General features: G+C 61.1%; 27 protein-coding genes. 22 read left to right on the top strand and 5 right to left on the bottom strand.

Annotation, left to right across the window (positions count from 1 at the left end):
* Nucleotides 1–522, bottom strand: coding sequence for a hypothetical protein (locus Q0602_RS09995; RefSeq protein ID WP_298842376.1), 522 nt, complete (start codon nt 520–522; stop codon nt 1–3).
* Nucleotides 523–660: 138 nt separating this feature from the next.
* Between Q0602_RS09995 and clpX the strand changes: the two genes are divergently transcribed.
* The 4 genes from clpX (at nt 661) to Q0602_RS09975 (ending at nt 3,412) form a co-directional block, all read left to right on the top strand.
* A complete protein-coding gene (gene clpX / locus Q0602_RS09990) occupies nt 661–1,929 on the top strand; it encodes an ATP-dependent Clp protease ATP-binding subunit ClpX (protein ID WP_298842373.1) in 1,269 nt (422 codons plus the stop codon).
* Between the two features lie 12 nt (nt 1,930–1,941).
* On the top strand, nt 1,942–2,232 hold the full coding sequence (locus Q0602_RS09985) for a thioredoxin family protein (protein WP_298842370.1): 291 nt from the start codon (nt 1,942–1,944) through the stop codon (nt 2,230–2,232).
* Between the two features lie 106 nt (nt 2,233–2,338).
* Complete coding sequence (locus Q0602_RS09980; protein WP_298842366.1) at nt 2,339–2,821, top strand: hypothetical protein; 483 nt, start codon at nt 2,339–2,341, stop codon at nt 2,819–2,821.
* Between the two features lie 3 nt (nt 2,822–2,824).
* Nucleotides 2,825–3,412, top strand: a complete 588-nt coding sequence (locus tag Q0602_RS09975; RefSeq protein ID WP_298842363.1) for a hypothetical protein — start codon at nt 2,825–2,827, stop codon at nt 3,410–3,412.
* 85 nt (nt 3,413–3,497) lie between these two features.
* On the opposite strand, the gene Q0602_RS09970 is transcribed toward Q0602_RS09975, so the two are convergent.
* Together Q0602_RS09970 and Q0602_RS09965 are read right to left on the bottom strand one after the other, a co-directional pair.
* Nucleotides 3,498–3,989, bottom strand: coding sequence for an OmpA family protein (locus tag Q0602_RS09970; protein ID WP_298842360.1), 492 nt, complete (start codon nt 3,987–3,989; stop codon nt 3,498–3,500).
* Between the two features lie 84 nt (nt 3,990–4,073).
* Nucleotides 4,074–4,532: a hypothetical protein gene (locus Q0602_RS09965; RefSeq protein ID WP_298842357.1), complete on the bottom strand. Its 459-nt coding sequence runs from the start codon at nt 4,530–4,532 to the stop codon at nt 4,074–4,076.
* A 94-nt stretch (nt 4,533–4,626) separates the two neighbouring features.
* Between Q0602_RS09965 and Q0602_RS09960 the strand changes: the two genes are divergently transcribed.
* The 6 genes from Q0602_RS09960 (at nt 4,627) to Q0602_RS09935 (ending at nt 9,386) form a co-directional block, all read left to right on the top strand.
* Complete coding sequence (locus tag Q0602_RS09960; protein ID WP_298842354.1) at nt 4,627–5,673, top strand: hypothetical protein; 1,047 nt, start codon at nt 4,627–4,629, stop codon at nt 5,671–5,673.
* Between the two features lie 135 nt (nt 5,674–5,808).
* Nucleotides 5,809–6,042, top strand: coding sequence for a hypothetical protein (locus Q0602_RS09955; RefSeq protein WP_298842351.1), 234 nt, complete (start codon nt 5,809–5,811; stop codon nt 6,040–6,042).
* Nucleotides 6,039–7,151: a site-specific DNA-methyltransferase gene (locus Q0602_RS09950; protein ID WP_298842347.1), complete on the top strand. Its 1,113-nt coding sequence runs from the start codon at nt 6,039–6,041 to the stop codon at nt 7,149–7,151. Before Q0602_RS09955 ends, Q0602_RS09950 begins: the two co-directional genes overlap by 4 nt.
* Nucleotides 7,148–7,495, top strand: a complete 348-nt coding sequence (locus tag Q0602_RS09945; protein ID WP_298842344.1) for a hypothetical protein — start codon at nt 7,148–7,150, stop codon at nt 7,493–7,495. The genes Q0602_RS09950 and Q0602_RS09945 overlap by 4 nt, the downstream gene beginning before the upstream one ends.
* Nucleotides 7,496–7,779: 284 nt before the next feature.
* Nucleotides 7,780–8,118, top strand: a complete 339-nt coding sequence (locus tag Q0602_RS09940; protein WP_298842341.1) for a hypothetical protein — start codon at nt 7,780–7,782, stop codon at nt 8,116–8,118.
* Nucleotides 8,119–8,237: 119 nt separating this feature from the next.
* On the top strand, nt 8,238–9,386 hold the full coding sequence (locus Q0602_RS09935) for a hypothetical protein (RefSeq protein WP_298842338.1): 1,149 nt from the start codon (nt 8,238–8,240) through the stop codon (nt 9,384–9,386).
* Nucleotides 9,387–9,447: 61 nt separating this feature from the next.
* On the opposite strand, the gene Q0602_RS09930 is transcribed toward Q0602_RS09935, so the two are convergent.
* Nucleotides 9,448–9,858: a M23 family metallopeptidase gene (locus tag Q0602_RS09930; RefSeq protein ID WP_298842478.1), complete on the bottom strand. Its 411-nt coding sequence runs from the start codon at nt 9,856–9,858 to the stop codon at nt 9,448–9,450.
* A gap of 828 nt (nt 9,859–10,686) precedes the next feature.
* On the opposite strand from Q0602_RS09930, the gene Q0602_RS09925 reads away from it, so the two are divergent.
* Nucleotides 10,687–11,298, top strand: a complete 612-nt coding sequence (locus Q0602_RS09925) for a cell wall hydrolase (protein ID WP_298842335.1) — start codon at nt 10,687–10,689, stop codon at nt 11,296–11,298.
* Here Q0602_RS09925 and lepB read toward each other — a convergent pair whose 3' ends face one another.
* Complete coding sequence (gene lepB, locus Q0602_RS09920) at nt 11,299–12,105, bottom strand: signal peptidase I (protein ID WP_298842332.1); 807 nt, start codon at nt 12,103–12,105, stop codon at nt 11,299–11,301.
* Between the two features lie 98 nt (nt 12,106–12,203).
* Between lepB and Q0602_RS09915 the strand changes: the two genes are divergently transcribed.
* The 11 genes from Q0602_RS09915 (at nt 12,204) to Q0602_RS09865 (ending at nt 19,433) form a co-directional block, all read left to right on the top strand.
* Complete coding sequence (locus Q0602_RS09915) at nt 12,204–12,530, top strand: PilZ domain-containing protein (RefSeq protein ID WP_298842329.1); 327 nt, start codon at nt 12,204–12,206, stop codon at nt 12,528–12,530.
* 5 nt (nt 12,531–12,535) lie between these two features.
* On the top strand, nt 12,536–13,171 hold the full coding sequence (locus Q0602_RS09910; protein WP_298842326.1) for a queuosine precursor transporter: 636 nt from the start codon (nt 12,536–12,538) through the stop codon (nt 13,169–13,171).
* Between the two features lie 15 nt (nt 13,172–13,186).
* The gene (locus tag Q0602_RS09905) at nt 13,187–14,317 is read left to right on the top strand and encodes a hypothetical protein (protein ID WP_298842323.1); all 1,131 of its coding nucleotides are present in this window, start codon (nt 13,187–13,189) and stop codon (nt 14,315–14,317) included.
* Between the two features lie 48 nt (nt 14,318–14,365).
* Entirely contained in the window at nt 14,366–14,830 is a 465-nt protein-coding gene (locus Q0602_RS09900) for a hypothetical protein (protein WP_298842320.1), read from the top strand.
* The gene (locus tag Q0602_RS09895) at nt 14,827–15,657 is read left to right on the top strand and encodes a class I SAM-dependent methyltransferase (protein WP_298842317.1); all 831 of its coding nucleotides are present in this window, start codon (nt 14,827–14,829) and stop codon (nt 15,655–15,657) included. Before Q0602_RS09900 ends, Q0602_RS09895 begins: the two co-directional genes overlap by 4 nt.
* A 353-nt stretch (nt 15,658–16,010) precedes the next feature.
* Entirely contained in the window at nt 16,011–16,661 is a 651-nt protein-coding gene (locus tag Q0602_RS09890) for a 2OG-Fe(II) oxygenase (RefSeq protein WP_298842315.1), read from the top strand.
* Nucleotides 16,652–17,209: a hypothetical protein gene (locus Q0602_RS09885; protein ID WP_298842312.1), complete on the top strand. Its 558-nt coding sequence runs from the start codon at nt 16,652–16,654 to the stop codon at nt 17,207–17,209. Before Q0602_RS09890 ends, Q0602_RS09885 begins: the two co-directional genes overlap by 10 nt.
* Nucleotides 17,199–18,068, top strand: a complete 870-nt coding sequence (locus tag Q0602_RS09880) for a hypothetical protein (protein ID WP_298842309.1) — start codon at nt 17,199–17,201, stop codon at nt 18,066–18,068. The genes Q0602_RS09885 and Q0602_RS09880 overlap by 11 nt, the downstream gene beginning before the upstream one ends.
* Entirely contained in the window at nt 18,065–18,292 is a 228-nt protein-coding gene (locus Q0602_RS09875; protein WP_298842305.1) for a hypothetical protein, read from the top strand. Before Q0602_RS09880 ends, Q0602_RS09875 begins: the two co-directional genes overlap by 4 nt.
* Complete coding sequence (locus tag Q0602_RS09870; protein ID WP_298842302.1) at nt 18,289–18,978, top strand: hypothetical protein; 690 nt, start codon at nt 18,289–18,291, stop codon at nt 18,976–18,978. The genes Q0602_RS09875 and Q0602_RS09870 overlap by 4 nt, the downstream gene beginning before the upstream one ends.
* A complete protein-coding gene (locus Q0602_RS09865; protein WP_298842298.1) occupies nt 18,975–19,433 on the top strand; it encodes a hypothetical protein in 459 nt (152 codons plus the stop codon). The genes Q0602_RS09870 and Q0602_RS09865 overlap by 4 nt, the downstream gene beginning before the upstream one ends.
* Nucleotides 19,434–19,437 lie beyond the last annotated feature (4 nt).

Raw genomic sequence — 19,437 nt, 5'->3', positions numbered from 1 at the left:
TCAGCGACCCTGGTCCATCCCCAGCGCATGCATCGCCGCCAGGCGCGACTGCCGCGTCTTCTCGCTCTTCACCATGAGACCGCCACTCTCCAGGGACGCCTCGCGGACGAGAATGTCGGAACGCTCGTATCCGCCGACTTCGGCCAGTCTGTCCAGGACGGGATTGAGGGCGTTACCCTTACCCTTCGCGAACAGCTCCCTAGTGCCTTCGGGCAGGTGGTTGTATCCGGCGAGCCACTGATCATAGTCCCTTCCGACGACCATGTCCTGCTCGATGGACCTCGCAAGAGCGCGGGCCTCTCCCGGAGAATCCTCCGATCCCGACCGATCCATCTCGACAGCGGCCGGGATATGCTTGTAGAAGAGACGAGCGAGGGAGGCATCCGTCATCGGAGAATTAACATCGCGTTCGAAGACGCAGAAATGGAGGGCGACCTGACGAGCACGATCGTTCCAGCCATCATCGAGAGAAGGGCCCGACCGCCCGCCTACGCCTTCGCCCATCCTGACAACATTACCCATCCGAAACTCCTGCGAACCCGCCCGCACAGGGCATGAAACTTGCAACCACCGGCATTCTAGCACAGATACACCGGTAATGGACAAGGGCTTAAACGTCCTCTGCGAGCACGCGAAACGCCGACGATCATCCAGCAATACATGACAAGGAAAAGAGGAATAATGCCCGAGAATCCCAAGGACTGCAGCTTCTGCGGCAAGAACGAGAACGATGTCACTCTGCTGGTGGCTGGCCCCAAGGTGAACATCTGCGACGAGTGCACGGAGCTCTGCGTCGAGACCATCGAGGCCGAGACGAGCAAGCGCATCAAGCGCAACGGCAAGAAGCCGGCGAAGTGCGAGATCGAGTTCGACATGCCGAACCCCCGCAAGATGGGCGAGATGCTGGACGGCTTCGTCATCGGGCAGGAGGATGCCAAGCGAACCCTCAGCGTGGCCGTCTACAATCACTACAAGCGACTGCGCAGCGAGAACGAGGACGTCGAGATCGACAAGTCGAACATCCTGCTCATCGGGCCGACCGGCACCGGCAAGACGCTGCTCGCCCAGACCATCGCAAGGCGGATCGGTGTTCCCTTCGCGATCGCGGACGCGACCTCCCTCACCGAGGCGGGATACGTCGGTGACGACATCGAATCCATCCTCACCAAGCTCCTGGCTGCATCCGAGGGCAATGTGGAGAAGGCCCAGCAGGGCATCATCTACATCGACGAGATCGACAAGATCGCACGCAAGTCGGACAGCCCCTCGATCACGCGCGACGTCTCCGGAGAAGGCGTCCAGCAGGCGCTGCTGAAGCTCATCGAGGGGACCATCGCCAGTGTTCCGGTAACCGGAGGGCGCAAGAACCCGCAGGAGACGATGCACACCATCGACACCAGCAAGATCCTCTTCATCTGCGCCGGCGCATTCCCGGGGCTCGAGAAGATCATCCAGGGACGAACCGCGAAGAAGGGAATCGGCTTCGGTGCGCACCTCGCATCCAATGACCAGGTCGCGAGCCTCAACGGCGCGACACCCGAGGATCTGGTGAAATACGGGCTGATCCCGGAATTCATCGGCCGTCTGCCAGTCACCACGGTCCTGAACGAGCTGACCCGCGACGACCTGCGCACGATCCTCACCGAGCCGCGCAACGCCCTCATCCGCCAGTATCAGGAGATGTTCCGCCTCGACGATGTCGAGCTGGAGTTCACGGAGGAGGCCATCGATGCGATCGCCGACGCCGCAATCAAACGCAAGACCGGCGCACGCGGACTCCGCTCGATCGTCGAGAACGTATTGCAGCGGCCCATGTACGATGCGCCGGACAGCGACATCGCCCGGGTCGTCATCACCAAGGATGCCGTCACAGACAACGGCGTCAACGTCGACGGCATCGAATATCACAACCGGCTGAAGGCCGCCTGAGGAGAATACGAAATGGCAGTTCCCAAGATGCCCGAGACCGGTCTCGGGCTCATGTTCATCCACGCCTCCTGGTGTGGCCCCTGTCAGAAAACGAAACCCGGCATCGCCGAGATCGACACAGAGCGAGATGACCTGACCGTCGTCATGATCGACGGGGACGAGGACCTCGACACGCCTATGGCGGTAGGCCTCAAGACCTATCCGACCATCATCCTCACCAAGGACGGTGAAGAGCTCGGAAGGCGCGGTTCCGGCGACAAGGCGGAAATCGATGCTTGGATCAAGGATACTCTTCCCGATTGATCCCAAGGAGGGGTGAGAGAGAGATAGAAGGAAAAACGGATATGCATCTCCCCGCAGGCGGTCATCCCGATGTCGGGAGATGCATCAGAATGCGAAGCCCCGCTCCATGAACACGGGGAAAGCACCGCCGGCGAAACGGCCGATAGCGAGACTCGCACGCATCCTTCTCGAGCATCTACGCGATACGCAGTCCGACGCCTTCCAGGACATCGTCGACCAGCTACGCACGACCGGTCACGGCTCGATCGATCTTCCAGGCTATTCCGTCTCGATGAGTTCGATCGTCCAGCGAGAGGGTGAGATCACGGCAGTCCTCTCGGCTGCCGGCACCGCCTGGCGAGGCTTCGATTTCGGCGATCGCTCTCCGATAATCAGGGACAGAGGTGGCGCCATAGTCGTGGCCCTGCCCTCGACCATGGATCTCCCGGCCGCCTTCAGGACGAAATTGCTGGAGACCGGAGGAGACGGCACCCTCCTGGGACATGTCTACACGACGGGACTTTCAGCCCTCGATTCCCTCGAGGTGGATCGGGTCTCGGAAGACAACGGAGACCTTCTCCTGCATAACGGAGACGAACAGGAAGGATAGGGCATGGATCAAAGGATCTGGCGAAGCGCATGCCGTCACCATTCCATACTGACCGGGGGCACGCCTCTCTTGTTCGGTCTCACCCAGAGAATACTCGATGGCATCCAGAGCGCACAGGGAGAGACCAGGAAGGCGATCCACGGGTCGATCATGCGGCTCGTGGATCGTCGGATCGAGAGGTGGCATGAAAGATCCAGTGGAGCGGTAGAGTCCAAACGCTTCACGAAGGCGATTTCACGGGCCGGGGGGACGCCTCTCGTATTCCGTCAGGACGTCTCCGGCAACATCACGGTGTCGATCGAGATCGACGGGAGTATCATCCGGCCAGGATCCATCCTGCTTCCCATAACCTTGCCCCAGACCACGGTGGCAGGACTGATCGGAAAGCCGATCGCCACCGTGATCGATGACGCCACCGGCCTAGTCGACACCGACAGGATCATAACCTCGCATCACGAGCGCAACGGCTGGAAGCGCCGCAGTTGTCTCGTGACGACATCGGAACCGGAGGTAGAGGCCGCATATCGCGATCTGATCGACGACCCGGAGTCACGCTACGACGTCGGTGACCACCTCGCTCTCTGCGCATGAACGGGAAAGACCCGCTCTCCTTCGAGAGCGGGTCCATTCGGGCCGACCGGTTCCCTCCGGCCCTGGAGTGTCCGAATTTTCCTGATCAGTCGAGGACGGTTACGGCCCGACGGTTCACCTGGATGTCCCCATACTTGTCGATGACGGGGCTTTCCTCGCCGAAGGTGACGACGGTGATCCGCTCGGAACGGATGCCCTTCGAAATGAAGAAGTCCTTGACGGCTTCCGCCCTGCGCCGACCCAGTCCCAGATTGTAGGTCGAGGTCGCACGCTCGTCGGCATGCCCCTCCACCTTGAAGTTCACGTCCCGGTGGGTCACCAGCCAGAGAGCCTGGCGCTCGAGCACATCACGTGCCTGCGGCGTGAGGACGGATTCATCGGTGTCGAAGAAGACAGTGTTGGTCCCCGCCGCGGCGAAGAAGTCCTCGTCAAGGGCGATGTCGGGGACATAGACCTCAGGGACATACTTGCCCGGAGGCGCTACCGGCCCGGAGACGTAGTAGTCGTCATCCATGCCGCCGACACACCCGGCAAGAGCGACGGACGGAAGAATGATAGCCAGAAACTTCGAACGCATGGACTGCCTCGCTAGACGTTGAGAAACCTGTTCGGAAGTTTTAGGATGAAAAGACCGGAGCGCCAAACGCCCGGACCAAAAAAATCACAGCGTCCTGTATGCGACGTAGTCCGAACCGTCCTGAAAGCACCCGAGGGCGCCGACGGGTTCGGCTGGAATGCCTTCCACGAGAGCCCTCGCATTGACGGAGAGGCAGACCCTTTCGTCGACGCCCTCGATGACGGCCGACGGAACCGTGCGCCCCTCCACATCGAGACTGCGCCATTCGTTGGACCACGAGCCGCCATGCCTGACGGGAGGGAGGTTCTTCAGGGCGCCCGAGCCCGTCTCCGGCAGGATCGCGGCCATGTCCGCCGGACGGCTGCCGGTCCTCATCTCATGCACGCGATAGGCGGTCAGCACGTTCGTCAGGCCGTTCTCGACGTTCATGGCGTCGCCGTCGTTGTAGGCGTCGAGGTAGTAGTCCCCGCCATAGTTGACGACGATGAGGGCCGCCGCAGCAGCCAGCATGATACCGATAACGCCGAGAATGAGATGTGACATGGTGCCATCATATGCACCATCATCCTGAAAACGACAAGCGGAATAGACCCGAAGACATCGATTCCCGGAGGAAACGAGTGGAAAGGAAAAGCCAGTGGTCCTGACAGCCAAGATGCCGACATCCGAGCCCCTCGCCCATGCCAATGACGACACGGAGGAAACGATCGAAGTCCAGGGTCTGACCTTCACCCGGCGGCAGATCGAGGACGGATCGCTCTACGACGAGCACTGCGATCGCATCGCGGACTCCATCGCGGAGAACATCTGGTTCGAGCGCTATCAGCCCGAGAACCGGGTGCGGGACCTGGCGGAGACGGCGGAGGTCGCGGAGGCGCTCTTCGACCGGCACAGCAGGGAGCCGCGGAACGACGCCCTGCGCAAGCTGGGCCAATACGGCAACTGCACGCACTGGCTCTGCGAGGAGGAGATACGTCCTGCCGTGACATCGTTCAGGGAGGAGATCGAGTCGAAGTCGGACGATCTCGACTGGAACACGGACTTCGAGATGGACGAGGACGAATTCGACTGGGCACTCGCCGATCTCGTCCAGGACAAGGTCCTGGAAAGAGACAAGAGCAAACCGACCGACATGCTGTCGAGCTGCGACAGGGTCGAGGTCGCATTCGTGTTCATGCCCAGGGCAAAAAATCTATACCCAGATGACTACCATGTCAGCAGCCACAAGGCGTGGTCCGACTGGGAGCATCTAGGCATCGACCAGGGGCTGCTCGAGGCGCTTCCCCGATTGGGTTACACACTGGGTGAATATCGTAGGCACAGCGGAAACCGGCACAAGCGCCACGAAGCCCTGAGCCATTATCCTCGCCGGCGCCCCATGGCGACCCTCGACGAGCTCCAGGAACTGGTCGAGAACGCCTGCTCGAGCCACTTCAACTTCGCGATCTATGCACAGGTGCCGCTGGAGCAGCTTCTCAATACGGACCTGGACCGACCGGTCGTCCTCGATCAGCACTCGCTGTCCGTCTTCTCGGGAATTTCAGGCACCTTCCACAGTCTCGATCAGAGAGGTCCGGTCGTCCTCAATCCCGAGGACGGCATCTGGAGATCGTTCGGAAAGAGCGGACCGAGCAATTGGTGCGGAATGAGCGGACGATACCATCACGCAGACATCCGGAACTAGAGAGCATGCAACTAGGTCCTGACACATTCAATTAGGTTCGGACACATAGAACTAGGTCCTGACACATCCTGATTCCACCATCGAATTTGGTTCTGACATCCGGCAACCGACACGAACCAGTCCAAGGAGACGAACATGGCGAAACGCGAGATCACGCAGGCGCAGATGCGCCGCGAACTCAAGGACATGGGCTACGGTGTAAGGACCCGACAGGGATCCGAATTCAGCACCGCCACCGTCACGCTCGATGGAGACAAGATCAACGGCGGCAATGTCCTCACTCCCGAATTCCTGAACGAGCACCGCGAATTCTTCGACTGGAAGAACTCCGTCAGCGTGATCGATGACGGATGGAGGACGATCCTGTGAGCGGCGTCGCATCGAGGAAGGTCGACGTCGACGAGAAGGCCGTACTCCGGACGCTCGTCGACAACACCTATCAGGAGACCGGCGATCTGCACGGTATATCCCGTGGCAAGGTGTACAGCATCGCCCTGGCGCATAACGCCCGCAAGAACGAGGAGCGCATAGCCGAACGGAAGGCCGAGCGCCTGAACAGGCAGCGGGAAATGCTCGAAGAGATGATGGAGTCCACGCAGAAGGCCGACGTGATGGACTATCTCGAGAGCCTCCCTCCCGCCTGCACGGATCTCGTCGTCACATCGATCCCCTACGGGCTGGGGGTGAAATACGGCGGGCACCGGGATTCCGATACGATGGCCTTCGTGAAATACGTAGGCTGGATGACCATGATCATCTCGGAGATGACCCGCATCCTGAAGCCGGGCGGAGTGCTATTCCTGCAATGCGGATCGACCAAGGACGACGAAGGCACGCTCATGCCGCTGGACATCCTGCTCTTCGAGACGGTGCGCAAGACAGGCCTCGACTACCAGAACCGCATCAGCTGGATCATCCCGCACGGCCTGACGCCCAGGCGGCGTCTGTCGGAGCGACACGAATCGGTCCTGGTCTTCTCCAAGGGGCCTCCGGCCAGTTTCAATCCGGACCCCGCAAGGACGCCGCAGAAGCAGCCTGAGAAGCGGGCCTACAAGGGACCGAACCGCGGCAAGCTCTCCGGGCATCCCTTCGGCGCGTGGCCGAGCGATGTCTGGCAGATACCGAACGTGGGCCACAACTGCGGAGAGAAGACGGGACACCCCGCACAGTTCCCCGAGGCTCTCGCCATGCGCGCCATACAGCTCTACACCAGACCGGGCGATCTGGTCATCGATCCGTTCTCCGGAAGCGGCACGACCCACGTCGCATGCAAGCGCAGCGGCAGGCGCTTCAGCGGTGCGGACCTGTTCTACGACGAGATGGCCAACGAGAGGGCCGGACATGCGACGATGGACGACGCGTGCGTCCTTCCGGGGGTCACGGACAAGTCGATAGCGGTATGGCAGGCCGAGGCAAGAGCGACAGGGATGACGCCCTCGTCAATCGCGGAATCCATGCAGGAGGAACTGTTCACATGAGGAAGTGGGGCCGCGTGGAGATCGGGACCGTGGCGACGATCTCGACCGCACACATCTCGCAGGACGAACTCGACATCCTGAATGACGTCTATGAGCACAGGACGAGGGAGATCGACGATCCTGATCACTGGATAAGCGATCTCGTGTGGGCCAGCCACCCCTACGGCTACATGGTCACCACGCCCGGTCTGATCAGACGGGCCAAGGAGAAGCCGGACGAAACGCCGCGGTTCCTAATCGAGGCGGCGGAGCTCGCAAGTGATCTCGGTCTCGCCTGGATCGTCTACGACCAGGACGGAGAGACGATCGAGGGAATGACGAACTACTACGACGAGCAGCACTGACGCAACGCAGTTCCGCTCGTCGGCCGAGATGACGCTCCCCATGAGGAGCGGAACGTTCACCCGAGGATGAACGGAAAAAACACGGAGGAAGAGCGAGGGCGAGAAGGCGGAAGGGCGTGCGGGACGAGAGCGCGACGATACAGGGGAGACCTCCCCGATAAAGGACCATAACGGAAGAGAATGACGATCCACGGCTTGCATGCCGGGATCGGAGAATGCAGAACTTCTTTGAAGAACGGATTGGGTGATCCCCAATTCCGGGGGGAAAAGAAGGATGCAGTAAAATGGATATCCTGCAGGGCGGCGTAGCCGTAATAGCAGTGATCGCAGTGGCAGCCCTTGCCTTGGGCGCCCTGGGAATGATCTTCAGAGCCGGCGTGACCGCCTATGTGTGGACCGGCATGGCCTTCACCATCCTGGCCGTGGCCGTCCAGATCCTGCCCGGCCTCCAGGCCGGAGACCGCGCGATGGCACGCCTGGCGCAGGCGGACCAGACCTCGGACAGCCGCGCAGTGGACCGCATGAGGGAGAAGGTGCGTAGGGACATCGTCGCCCGCACCGGCATGTTCCTCGCCTATCCGCACGAGACCGTCCGCGTCACCAACCACATCCGGCGCGGGTGAGCACATGGCGATGAGGACCGGAAGAGGCACGCATCCTCGCCGACTTCCGGTCGATTCGCTTGTCGAAACAAGAAGACCCATCCTATAAGCGTTCCTGCAATGCTATGCAGGAGCCTCAGATGGAATTGAAGAAGGGCGACATCGTCGCCGTCGTCGCAGAAGTGGTCGCAGAACGCGACGGAAAGATCATCATCTCGATTCCCGGAGCGACGGTGAGCGAAGATCTCATCATCGCCCCGCGCAAGCCCATAAAGATCCTCGACCGGGCGCCCTCCCCGGGGGACGAGGTCCTCTACAAGGGAGACATGCGCTGCATCTTCCGCAGGAACGAGACGCAGAGCGTGGTCAGTCTCGTGCGCGATGGAATGCCGCACGACGACCCCTCGTCCTATCTCTTCGCGAACATCAGGGACATCCGCCGTGTCGACCAGTCTGGCACGGTGAAATTCGTGTCGGTCGAGAAGCCGGTCCCCAATTCGGAAACCGGCCGGGAGGTCATGGACCGCCTGACCGCCGCAGACGAAGATGCGACCGTTCCAGCCGTCCCGGAACAAGCTCCTATCGAGAAATCGTTCGAGGTCGACGATCAGGCCTTCACCCGCCCCCAGGCGGATGTCCTCACCGAGGATCGGACGGACGACACGAGGCCCCGCGACGAGGCCCTTCAGGAAGACACGCTTCCGGACGAAGTCGTTCAGGCTTCCCCGGAAGGCCTCACGCTCGATAACGAGGAGGCCCCCACACCTGAAGCGGAGAGGCCCGAAAGCGAAAGCGACAGCGACAGCGACAGCGACAAGATCACCATCGAGATGCCGGAGGGATTCGCTCCCCGGTATCCGGCCCCAGTCGATGCTCCCGTTCCGGCTCCCGTCCCGGAAAACCCGGTGAGCACAAGGTCGGAGCCGGAAGATCAGGAGTCCGCCGATTCCGAAGTGATCTCCAACGAAGCGTCAGAAGACACCGTCACGACTTCCGACGAAGCAGTCGAGGATACGCAGTCCGAGAATGGCGCGGAGGAAACCGATCCCACGGATTCCGTCGTGGATGATTCCGTAGTCCATGACGGCGAGGAAGAAGCCTCGACACATGACGAGATCGAAGAACCCGCACAGCCGGAGATGACCGAGGAGGAGCGCCAGCAACGCGAGTTGAGGCTCCAGAAGCTGCGCGACCAGACCCTGCCCCAGCTCAACGGCAATGGCGACGCACAGCCGACAGCCGACAAGGGCAACGACATCTTCGACGACATCGACGATCTCGACAACTGATCGTCTCATCCGAATGCAAAAAGGGCGGCCAGTGGCCGCCCTTTTTGATGCCGCACTCGCCTCACATGAACTTACGCGGGTCGAGCGCCTCTCCGCGGTATCTAACCTCGTAATGGAGATGGTTGCCGGTCGACCTGCCCGTCGATCCGATGCGGCCGATCATCTGCCCCTTCCTCACGCGCTGCCCAGGCTCGACGAGAATGGCTGACAGATGCGCAAATCGTGTCTCATGGCCGGAGGGATGCCTCATGATGACGATCAGACCGTAGGACCCCCAGGAATTGGCACGCTCCACCCATCCGTCCCCGGTGGCATAGACCGGTGTGCCATAGGGCGCGGCCATGTCTATCCCCTTGTGAGCGCGTTTCCCTCCATGGAAGGGATCGGCACGCGTGCCGTACTCAGACGTCACTTGCTGGGCGAGACCAGGCAAGGGAATCGACACGAGGACAAGCGATAGACCCGCGACCATGAAACGACGGAATGACATGATCGATTTTTAGGATGAGAACCGGAATACGAGAAGCATTCCTCAGACAGGTCTGCCTGCCTATGGACAAGACGTGCATTTATAGCGATGAGGCGATCACGTCATTCGGAACCAGCGGACACACGGCGAATCGCGCCAGCGAAGCAACGATGGCCTATGGCATCCAGTGTGATGATCTGAAAGGGAAAGGTGGCGGAGGCGAGATCTGACCTCCGCGTAGTTCCGTCTTTATCGCATGCCTAGCATGGGACTTCGAATTTACGTCGATCCCTGACGCGGAACTCCTCTCGTATGCATGATGACTTCGGGCATTGCAAGAGAATTCTTCTGCCTTCCTGCCGAAGGCGGCGAATCCGTGAGGGGATAGGAAAAATTGAACCTCTACGGGCTCAGGCCAACCATACGCACCAGGAGGGATCCATGATCCTGAAAGAGAATGCGTCGGGTTCGGCTCCGGGATGCTGCGGCGCAAGGCTTAGACGCTGGACCGCGCGCGGGCGTCCCGGAGTCCCGTAGACCGGCACCGAGACCCACATACAACAGCGCCGCAACGCATTGTGGTGCACAAGGTTCCCACCGGAACTGATAATTTTCCGGATGGAACGGTTCGCATAGGCGACCAGTCGAATCCAGACTGGTCGCCTTTGTCGTTCTTCCATCCTAAAAACGCAAGCAGGTCCTCCCGACCCAACAAGCAGTCACGACATTCAATCAGGGAGCACCAGACGCCTTGGAACCGCGCGGGCGGTCATTCGGACGAGCCGACATGACCGTGACCGTTCGCCAGGGCGCAATGGACTTTTCGAGACAATGAAATTCACTGCACTCGCAATCGCGGCCGGACTGGCCGCGACACCGATCGCCCACTACGTCGCCGACCAGGGCCCGACGGAGGGAGCCGACGCACAGATCGTCCTCCCGTCCGCCGAAGAGACTCCATGGTATGAGCAGGCGGAAGCGCTCGAGCAGGACGGACATGGTATCGTCATGGTCCGCAACGAGGTCGTCCAGGCGATTCCGGAGGAGACTGAAGAGAACCTCACCGTGCATGCCACGGAAGCCGAGATAGAATGCCTGATGTCGGCCGCCTACCATGAAGCGAGGGGAGAACCACGCGAGGGAAGGGTCGCGGTCGTCGAGGTCGTCCTCGCACGGCGCGATTCGAATCGCTGGCCCTCCAATGCATGTTCCGTGATCGCGCAGCGGTCCCAGTTCAGCTTCGTCAGGCGGGGGCGCATCCCGGATGTCCCCGATTCGAGCGAGAGCACACTGCGCAGCCTCGTGATAGACGTCCTTTCGGGACGCGAGAGCAGTTCGGCGAAGGGCGCCACTTTCTTCCATGCGACCTATGTGAGACCGACGTGGAGGCACCGCCTGAGGCAGGTCTCACAGATCGGCCGGCACATGTTCTACACGACCTGATCAGTCGGCCGCGAACGCCCTCGTTCCCATGAAGCGGGCGCCCTCGGCGTCGCGGCCGACCACGAACCGGAGCTTGCCCAGGATCCGGTCGGTGCCCACCATCCCTATGCCTCCGGCGGACACGGGATACCTCGAGTCCAGACTGTCGTCCCTGTTGTCACCGAACAGCGCGACCTTGCCGTCCGGGACCGTGAACTCGTCTATGAAGTCCGAACGTGCCGGCGCGATGTCGAGAACGGGGAACGACGTCCCGCCCGGGAGCGTCTCCACTTCCCTCAGGAAGCGGCAACCCTCCTCCCCCGTCACCGTCAGAGCTCTCTGATCCACGACCGACGGGACCACGACGCAGTCTATGTCGCTGTCGAGAGGAGCGACGAAGTCCGCGATCCGACGATGGCTGACCTTCCTGCCGTTGATCGATATCACGCCATCCTCAACCGCGATGCGGTCGCCCGGTAGCCCGATCACCCTCTTCACGAAGTTCACATCAGGATTCGACCGGGGCGAGAACACCACGACATCACCCCTGGCGGGAATATCCGCGAACAGTCTCGGTGACCATGGCGCCATCGAGGAGAAGGAGCGGGGGGAGATCCCGTAATCCCATCGAGAGGCGATGAAGAAGTCGCCTTGCCTCAGGCTGGGCATCATGGACGAACTCGGAACGTAGTAGGGAGCGAAGAAAACGGAACGGAAGAGCCAGGCGGCAAGCGTGGCGAAGAACACGACCCGCGCCAACAGCGCGATCCGTGACCCGAGACCCGCGGGCCCGGAGGATGTCACAGATTCTGAAGCCAGTGTCGCCAATGCGATCCCCCTTGGAAGAGCCGGACGCTCTCCAGTGGAACATGCATACACCCATCAGGGTCCGAAAGATACGGAAAGTAGTTGAGAAAGGAAAAGCAATGGAAACTCTGCAATCCCGACGTGCACACCGTACCCCCGTCAACCTCGAAGTCGATGTCGAGACGGTCCTGGAACGTCATCGCGGTCGCATCACCGATCTCAGCGAGAACGGCGCGAAGATCGAGGGCGACCCCTTCCAGGTCGGTCAGAAGATCAAGCTGACCGCCGAACAGGGGGTCATGTGGGCCAAGGTCCGCTGGGCCGAGGCCGACCGCTGCGGCGTGGAGTTCGAGACGCCCATGCCCGAGCAGTTCCGACGCTTCCTCGACAGTCAGGGCGCGGCGAACGACCGCGCCAGGCGCGTCTTCGGTCGCAAGGTCGCCTGAGCGTCATGACCGACATGAGGGACAGGAAGACCATCCTATCGGTGGCATACGGAGGACTGCTCGTCCTCTGTCTGCTGCTGGGGACGAAGGTCATCTCACTGGGCCCGCTCGCTGCGGACGGATCTCAGCTTCCCTATGCACTGATCCTGTCCATCGTGGCGATCGTCACCGAGGTCCAGGGCGAGAAGGCGGCCAAACGACTGATATACGCAGGTCTGGCCTTCCAGGTCGTAGCCCTGTGCATGATCGGACTGACCATGGCCATGCCATTCTCATCTGATGCCGATCCCGCACGTGTGCGGGCATTCGAGCTCCTCGTCGGTCAGAATGCGAGGATGATCATCGCCGGAATGACATCCTATCTCGTGGTTACGACCATCATCAGGAAAGTGCAGTCGGCGCTCTCCCGCAGCAACGCGATGACACTCGGCAAGCGCAGCATGGCCTCAAACCTCATAGGTCAGGCGGCAGATACGGTCGTCTACCTCGGGATCGCCTTCTACGCCATACATCCCCTCGGCCCTCTCATGGCCGGGCAGTTCATGGTCAAGGCCGCGATCGGCATTCTCCTTGTGCCGGTCATCGTTCGGTTCGGGAGCCACTGGTTCGCAGGAACGGGCGAACTTCCGAACCGGAACTGACAACGAGGAACCGCCATGGACGAAAATCCCTTCACCGCACCCGCGCGGCCGAGGATCATCGTCGGACTACCTCATCTCAGTGACGGAGCTCTCCTCGCCAACGCAGAACGGAACGGCTGGCCCGTCATGGTCAGTGCCAGCAGTCTGGCGAAATGGCAGACGCTCGAGCACAGAGGGCAAAAGACCAGGCAGTGGACAGGCTGGAACAGCAGGCCTCTCGACAGGATGACCGAACGGGACGTCGAGATACATCTCGATTCCGCGGGATTCGTAGCGATGGCGCTCAGGGGCGGATACGACTGGACTCCCGAGAGCTACGTGTGGGATCTGGCCAGCCACCCGGCCATCTCCAGATTCTCCTCCATGGACATGTGCGTCGAACCCGAGGTCGCACCGGACAGGACGGAGGTGCGCGAACGCATCGCCCGGACCATCTCCCTCAACCGCCGCTGCTCGAGAGCGGCTCACGACATCGGCGCGAACGATCGCTTCATGCCCGTCATCCAGGGAGCCACCGCACGGGACTATCTGTCCTGTTACGAGGCTCTCGCCGATATCGTTCCCTCCCATGGAACGATCGGCGTGGGATCGATGTGCCGAAGGCCCACTTCCACCCCAGACGGCAGCATAGCCATCGTGGAGGCCCTCGACAGCGAACTCCCAAAGAACATCACGCTCCATCTCTTCGGGGTGAAATCCGACTCCTACGAGGCCATGGCCATGTTCGGATCGAGGATCGCGTCGGTGGACAGCCAGAGCTACGGCACCAGGGCGCGCTGTCTCGCCAACGAGAAACGGAAGACGGATCCCGCATTCTCCAAGACCGACGCCTTCGTGGCCGGAGTCATGAGCCAATGGCACGCTAGACAGTCCGCCAGATTCGACAGTCCACGACCCTTCCACAGGCAGACGTCATTGCCGATAGAAGCAGAAGACGCCCCATCGACGGTGCTCGATGCCGCGATCCTGAAGGCGAGAATGCAGATAAGCGACCTGATCGAGGATGGCGGCATGGATCACGATGCGATCGTGGGACCGAGAATGCTCGAGGAATGGGTGGCCGACATACTGCAGGACCTGGCCCCGGGGGTCGGTCCGACGGATCCATGGCAGGGCGAATGGCAGATACCCGAGAGGGTCGATTGAAACGATACGCCGTATGGGCGGAAAAAGACATCTCCCGAGGAGGAAGACATGAGAGACATGAGTGAGTTGCCGATCGACGAGACCGGCAATGGCGAGCGCCTTCGCACGCTGACCTATGATTTCGCCGATGCCGCCATGCTCTACCACGCGATGCTGATCGGCGCCAACACGGTCCTCATGTGCGGAGGCGGGAAGGCCGAGAACCGCATGCGCTATTACCAGCAGAGGTTCCGTGAGGCCTGCCCTCCCGGCTTCGAGCACTTCAAGCGAGAGGAGGACATCGCCAACATCGCCATCATGATGATGGACGCCGACAGATGCACCTTCCAGCGCATCAAACGATGGTCATCGGATAAGGACGCCGCGGTGGAGATCGTCATAGGCGACAGGAAGTGGACCAACTGGAGCAAGCCGCTCGAGGAGTGCGAAGCGATACTCTCGTGCCTGCGTGCGATCTGCCCGATGACCTGCGAGATCGAGGTGCTCGAGGACAAGGTGGAGGGCCGTTGGTGATGGATCTCTTCGGACTGGGCGAGCCCGCCAACGACCAGGGCTTCGACTCCTCTCTCGGACAGTGGATGACTCCGTCATGGGCCGCCCAGGCGATCGTCGAACATGCGCTGCCTACGTTCGAGGACGGGGCCGTCGTCATCGAGCCATCCTGCGGCATCGGTCGCTTCCTCGACGTGCTTCCGCGCAGGTATCGGAATATCGGAGTCGAGTTGGATCCTCAGCTCGCCGCGCTCGCCCGCGATGCCGGACACGAAGTTGTCATCGGGGATTACCGCACGGCGAGACTTCCCGTGGATCACGCCGACGCCGTGATCGGCAATCCGCCCTTCGAGTTCGAGGTGTTCGACGGATTCCTCGACAGGAGCCATCCGTTGCTGGACGACGGAGGACAGGTCATCATGCTGTTGCCGGCCTACTTCTTCCAGACCGCTGCCAACGTGGTGAGATGGAACGATCGATGGAGCCTCAGTCAGGAGATGATGCCCCGCAACGTGTTCAAGGGTCTCTCCAAGCCGCTGATGCTCGCGCGCTTCACCCGGGACCCTGCTCCTCGCCTCTCCGGCCTGATCCTCTATCACGAGGCGGCAGCCGTATCGGACATGCCGAGAATATACAGGACTGCGCTCGAGGAGGGCAGATCGGGGTGGGCTGCGGTGGTCGACAGGGCCATCGAGAACCTGGGCGGTCGCGCCGGTCTTCCGCAGATCTACCGCGAGATCGAACCACGCCGGCCCACGAGGAATCGATTCTGGAAGGAGAAGATCCGCCAGACGCTCCAGCGGAGCTTCTCGAGGGACGTCGACGGGCTATGGCTGAAGGCCGCTTGACGGTTCCATGTCGTATTTCAGCGAACTGCAATAAAGTTTCTCCATCCTGAAACTATCCGATTGACAGTCTTGCGGCGCACGCTAGATGGGCGGCCACAAGACGGGCACAAGCCCGCATGACGGGAGAGGGATTCAGCAACCCCGAAGAGGAGAATCCCTCATGCGCAAGTATCTCAACAGTGCCGTGGTCCTCACCGCATCTGCCGCGATCTCGCTCTCGATGATCTACGTCATCGTCTGAGACTTCGCCGGCACGGCGATCCGACATCGTGAACGACAGGTCCGGCGCGGGAAACCGCGGCCGGACTTTTCGTATGCAGCGGTTGGATACGACTGACACAAGGGGAAAAGACATGGATCAGACAATCAGCCGACCTCCCGAGCTCAGCACGCAGGCACGAAGGCTCTCGGCGATACCCATGATCCAGAATCTCGGACGGCACCGCGCCGAGCTCTATCGCGCGCCGCGCGCCTTCACTGCCCAGGCCTGCCGGGAAGTCATCGCGTTCGCGGACGGACAGAACCGCCCGAGCACGGTCGCGGACTCGAACGGAGACCACGAATTCCGCACCAGCACGACCAGTGACATGCCCAATGATCATCCCGTCGCACAGCACATGGCCGAGATGATAGCCCGGCTGCTCGGTCTCCCTCTCGGGAACGCCGAGCAGATGCAGGCGCAACGCTACGACGTCGGCCAAGAGTTCAAGCCGCACTGCGACTGGTTCCGCCCCGGAAGCGAGAGCTATCGGGAGCAATGCCTCAGGAGCGGACAGCGCACCTGGACCGCCATGGTCTACATGAACGACGTGGAGATGGGAGGAGAGACGGCCTTTCCCCGTCTCGGCGTCGTCCAGAAGCCCGAGGCGGGCACCATGCTCATGTGGAACAACCAGACCAGCAAGGGAGAAGTCAACCCGTGGACGATCCATCACGCCATGCCGGTCCTGCAGGGCAGCAAATACGTCGTCACCCTGTGGTTTCGCGAGAAGTCATGGCGATGAGCGTAGACCGGGTCGCGGCCGAGCTAACGAGCATAGGCATCGAGACGATCAAGACACCGGACGCGAGAGGCTTCCTCGAGGACGTCCGGATCCACGAAGGACGCATACTCTACCGCCCTGGTGCCCGGGTATCTAACATCCTGCACGAAGCCGGTCATCTGGCATGCATCCCGCCCATGTTCCGCAAGCAGGCCAGCGACGACCTCGATGACATAGCGATGGCCATGTGCGATTACGCCGAGGCACGCATGGCGCACACCCATGATCCGGAGGAGCCTCTCCTCAGGGCCATCATGCAGTGCTCCGACACGGAGGCGACGGCATGGGCATGGGCCTTCGGACGGCATCTGGGTCTCGACCCAGAAGAGATAATAGAGGACCAGGACTATGATGGCGCCGGAGCGGATGTGCGACTGCAGGTATCCACCGGGATGCACCTCGGGATCCACGGTCTCAGGGCAGCGGGAATGATAGGAAGCGTGCGCGACTGGCCCCGCTTGTCGAAATGGCTCCAAGACGCCGAGGAGGAAGAAACGAATGCATCGTGATCATCATCTCGGCTATCTCCCCGAGGAGAAGGAGAACATCGTCCGCTGCGTCAAGGAGACGGTCCGTCGGTGCGGCGAGACCATCGCGGACGACGAGATAAGCTTCCCCGGACTGAAGAAGGACGGATATTCCACGGATTGTCTCCTCCTTCAGCACGAAGCGACCAACCTCTATTGCGAGCACCCTCTCGCCTGGCGTGAGGGCGACGGCCCCAAGGTCCCGAGACCCGATCTCCACGAGACCGTCTTCAGGTATCTCCAGGAGCGGATCTGGAGGGACCTCAAGAGCAGGTGCCTCGCCAACGACTCCACGCCGCATGCGCATGACGATGGAACCCGGAACACCATATGGAACGAGCGCCACATCTCCAGGAACCCCGACCTCCAGACCGGAATGAGCAAGACCGGCGGAGAGATGCGCATGACCACACGGATGGGAGCCGATGGATCGATACTGGTCGCGCATGATACGATCTCCATCCGGTCAGACATTCCCGAGTCCGCCATCGTGGGACACACCCTCAGGCCCCTGAAGGATATAATCAGGCTGCCTCATTGCGGAGACGACCAGGTTCAGGTCGACTTCGAGGAGCAACTGGTCTTCGCGATGGAGCGCAGCGGCGACACCGTGATCCTGAAGACGAGCGGAATCCTTCTTCCCGTCATGGGCACGCAGGGAGTCTATCCTTGGCGCGATATGCGCAAGATGGCACGCGATCAGATGGTGTTCGCGACCAACCATGATCCGGTCACATACGACATCGAGGGCGACATAGCCCGATACATCAAACAGACCGGGGACTTCTTCGAGAGACACGGCATACCCGAAGCTCATTATCGCGTCAGGATGGCGGCATGAGCCGGCCGGACAGCCGCTTCTACGCGGCCGCCAGGGAGCGACCGATGCTCGTCGCCCGGATCTGCGGATATCTCAGGCGGGGCACCGATTGTTCTATCTGCCAGGACGAGATAGTGGACGGAGAACGGTATCAGCCGGCATGTAGGCTACTCGCGGAGGAGGCAGTCGCCGTCGTTATGGAGGCCGTCGACCGGGGCCCAGAACAGGTGAGGCAGGACCGATGAAGCTCAGATCGCCCCACAAGCCATGGACGCACATGGTCCGCATCGTCGATGTCGACGAATGGGCAAACAGGATGCTCGTGCAAACCCTCGAGGAAGGAGGCTCCGAAGGGCCCGAGAAGGTCATGGGCTATCCACGCATGACGATCATCACGGAACTTAAGGGGCAGACCGTGCCCGTGGCCATCGAGGAAGACGACTGGATATCGCAGATCCATCCCGGATACACCTCCATCGATTCGGTATCCCTGTCTCTCATGAGAATGCTCGGCGTCCCGATGCCGGCACTCTACCGCTTCTGGATGACGACCGACTGCATATCCCCCAAGCAGCTGTTCGATTGCGATGACGAATCATCCATAGAATACGCAGGACGGCGCTATCACTGGAAGGGCGAGAATCGCGGAATCGTCTTCCAGACCAATTCCGTGAGCTTCGATGGCGAAACGCCGCAATCGACACTCCTCTCCTGCAAGATGAAGACGCTGCGCGAGGTCGTCGACCATCCTTCCATACCCAGGAAGGCGATAGCCACCGGAGGATGGAGCTCGGAGGGAAGGACGACGATCACGTATGACGTGGAGGACGTCTACCTGGAGGAAGTCTTCGGAAGTCTCACCCGACACGCGATGATGAGAGAGGGCCGAATCTTCGAGAGCGAAACGGAAAAAGAAGGAAATTCGAAATGAACATGCATGCAGGAAGCCTCGACCAGTTCCTGCTCATGAGCCGGATGCAACGCGAGATAGAAAGACAGAAGGACCTGCCACCGCGCTGGAAGCGGCCCATGATCTTCCGCTCGCCGGAGCAGGCCGCGGATTTCGTGGGCAGATGCATTGCGCGCGAGACCATGCATGGAGAACCCTGGAACCGGGCCAAGGCCATACTCGCATGCACCTACGGATACTATTCATGGCCGCAACAGGCGGAAGAAGTGATGCGTCGCATCGCCGGAATGGATGCCGATGAAGCCTCCGACGAGGTCACTCACGGCGGAATGAGGATAGAGATCCGACGCATTCATGACGAGACCGAGATCGTCTTCCATGTCGCGGAGGAGGTCCACCCCTACAGGTTCCTCGATTACGAAGGAGCATGCGTCCCCGTCCAGTGGGAAGTTGGACCCGACGATGACCCGTCCTAGAAGA

This window comes from uncultured Salinicola sp., from assembly GCF_937921195.1.
Classification (GTDB): Bacteria; Pseudomonadota; Gammaproteobacteria; order Pseudomonadales; family Halomonadaceae; genus Salinicola.
Note: the sequence above shows the minus strand (reverse complement) of the source record. Positions and strands in the feature narration are given on the sequence as shown.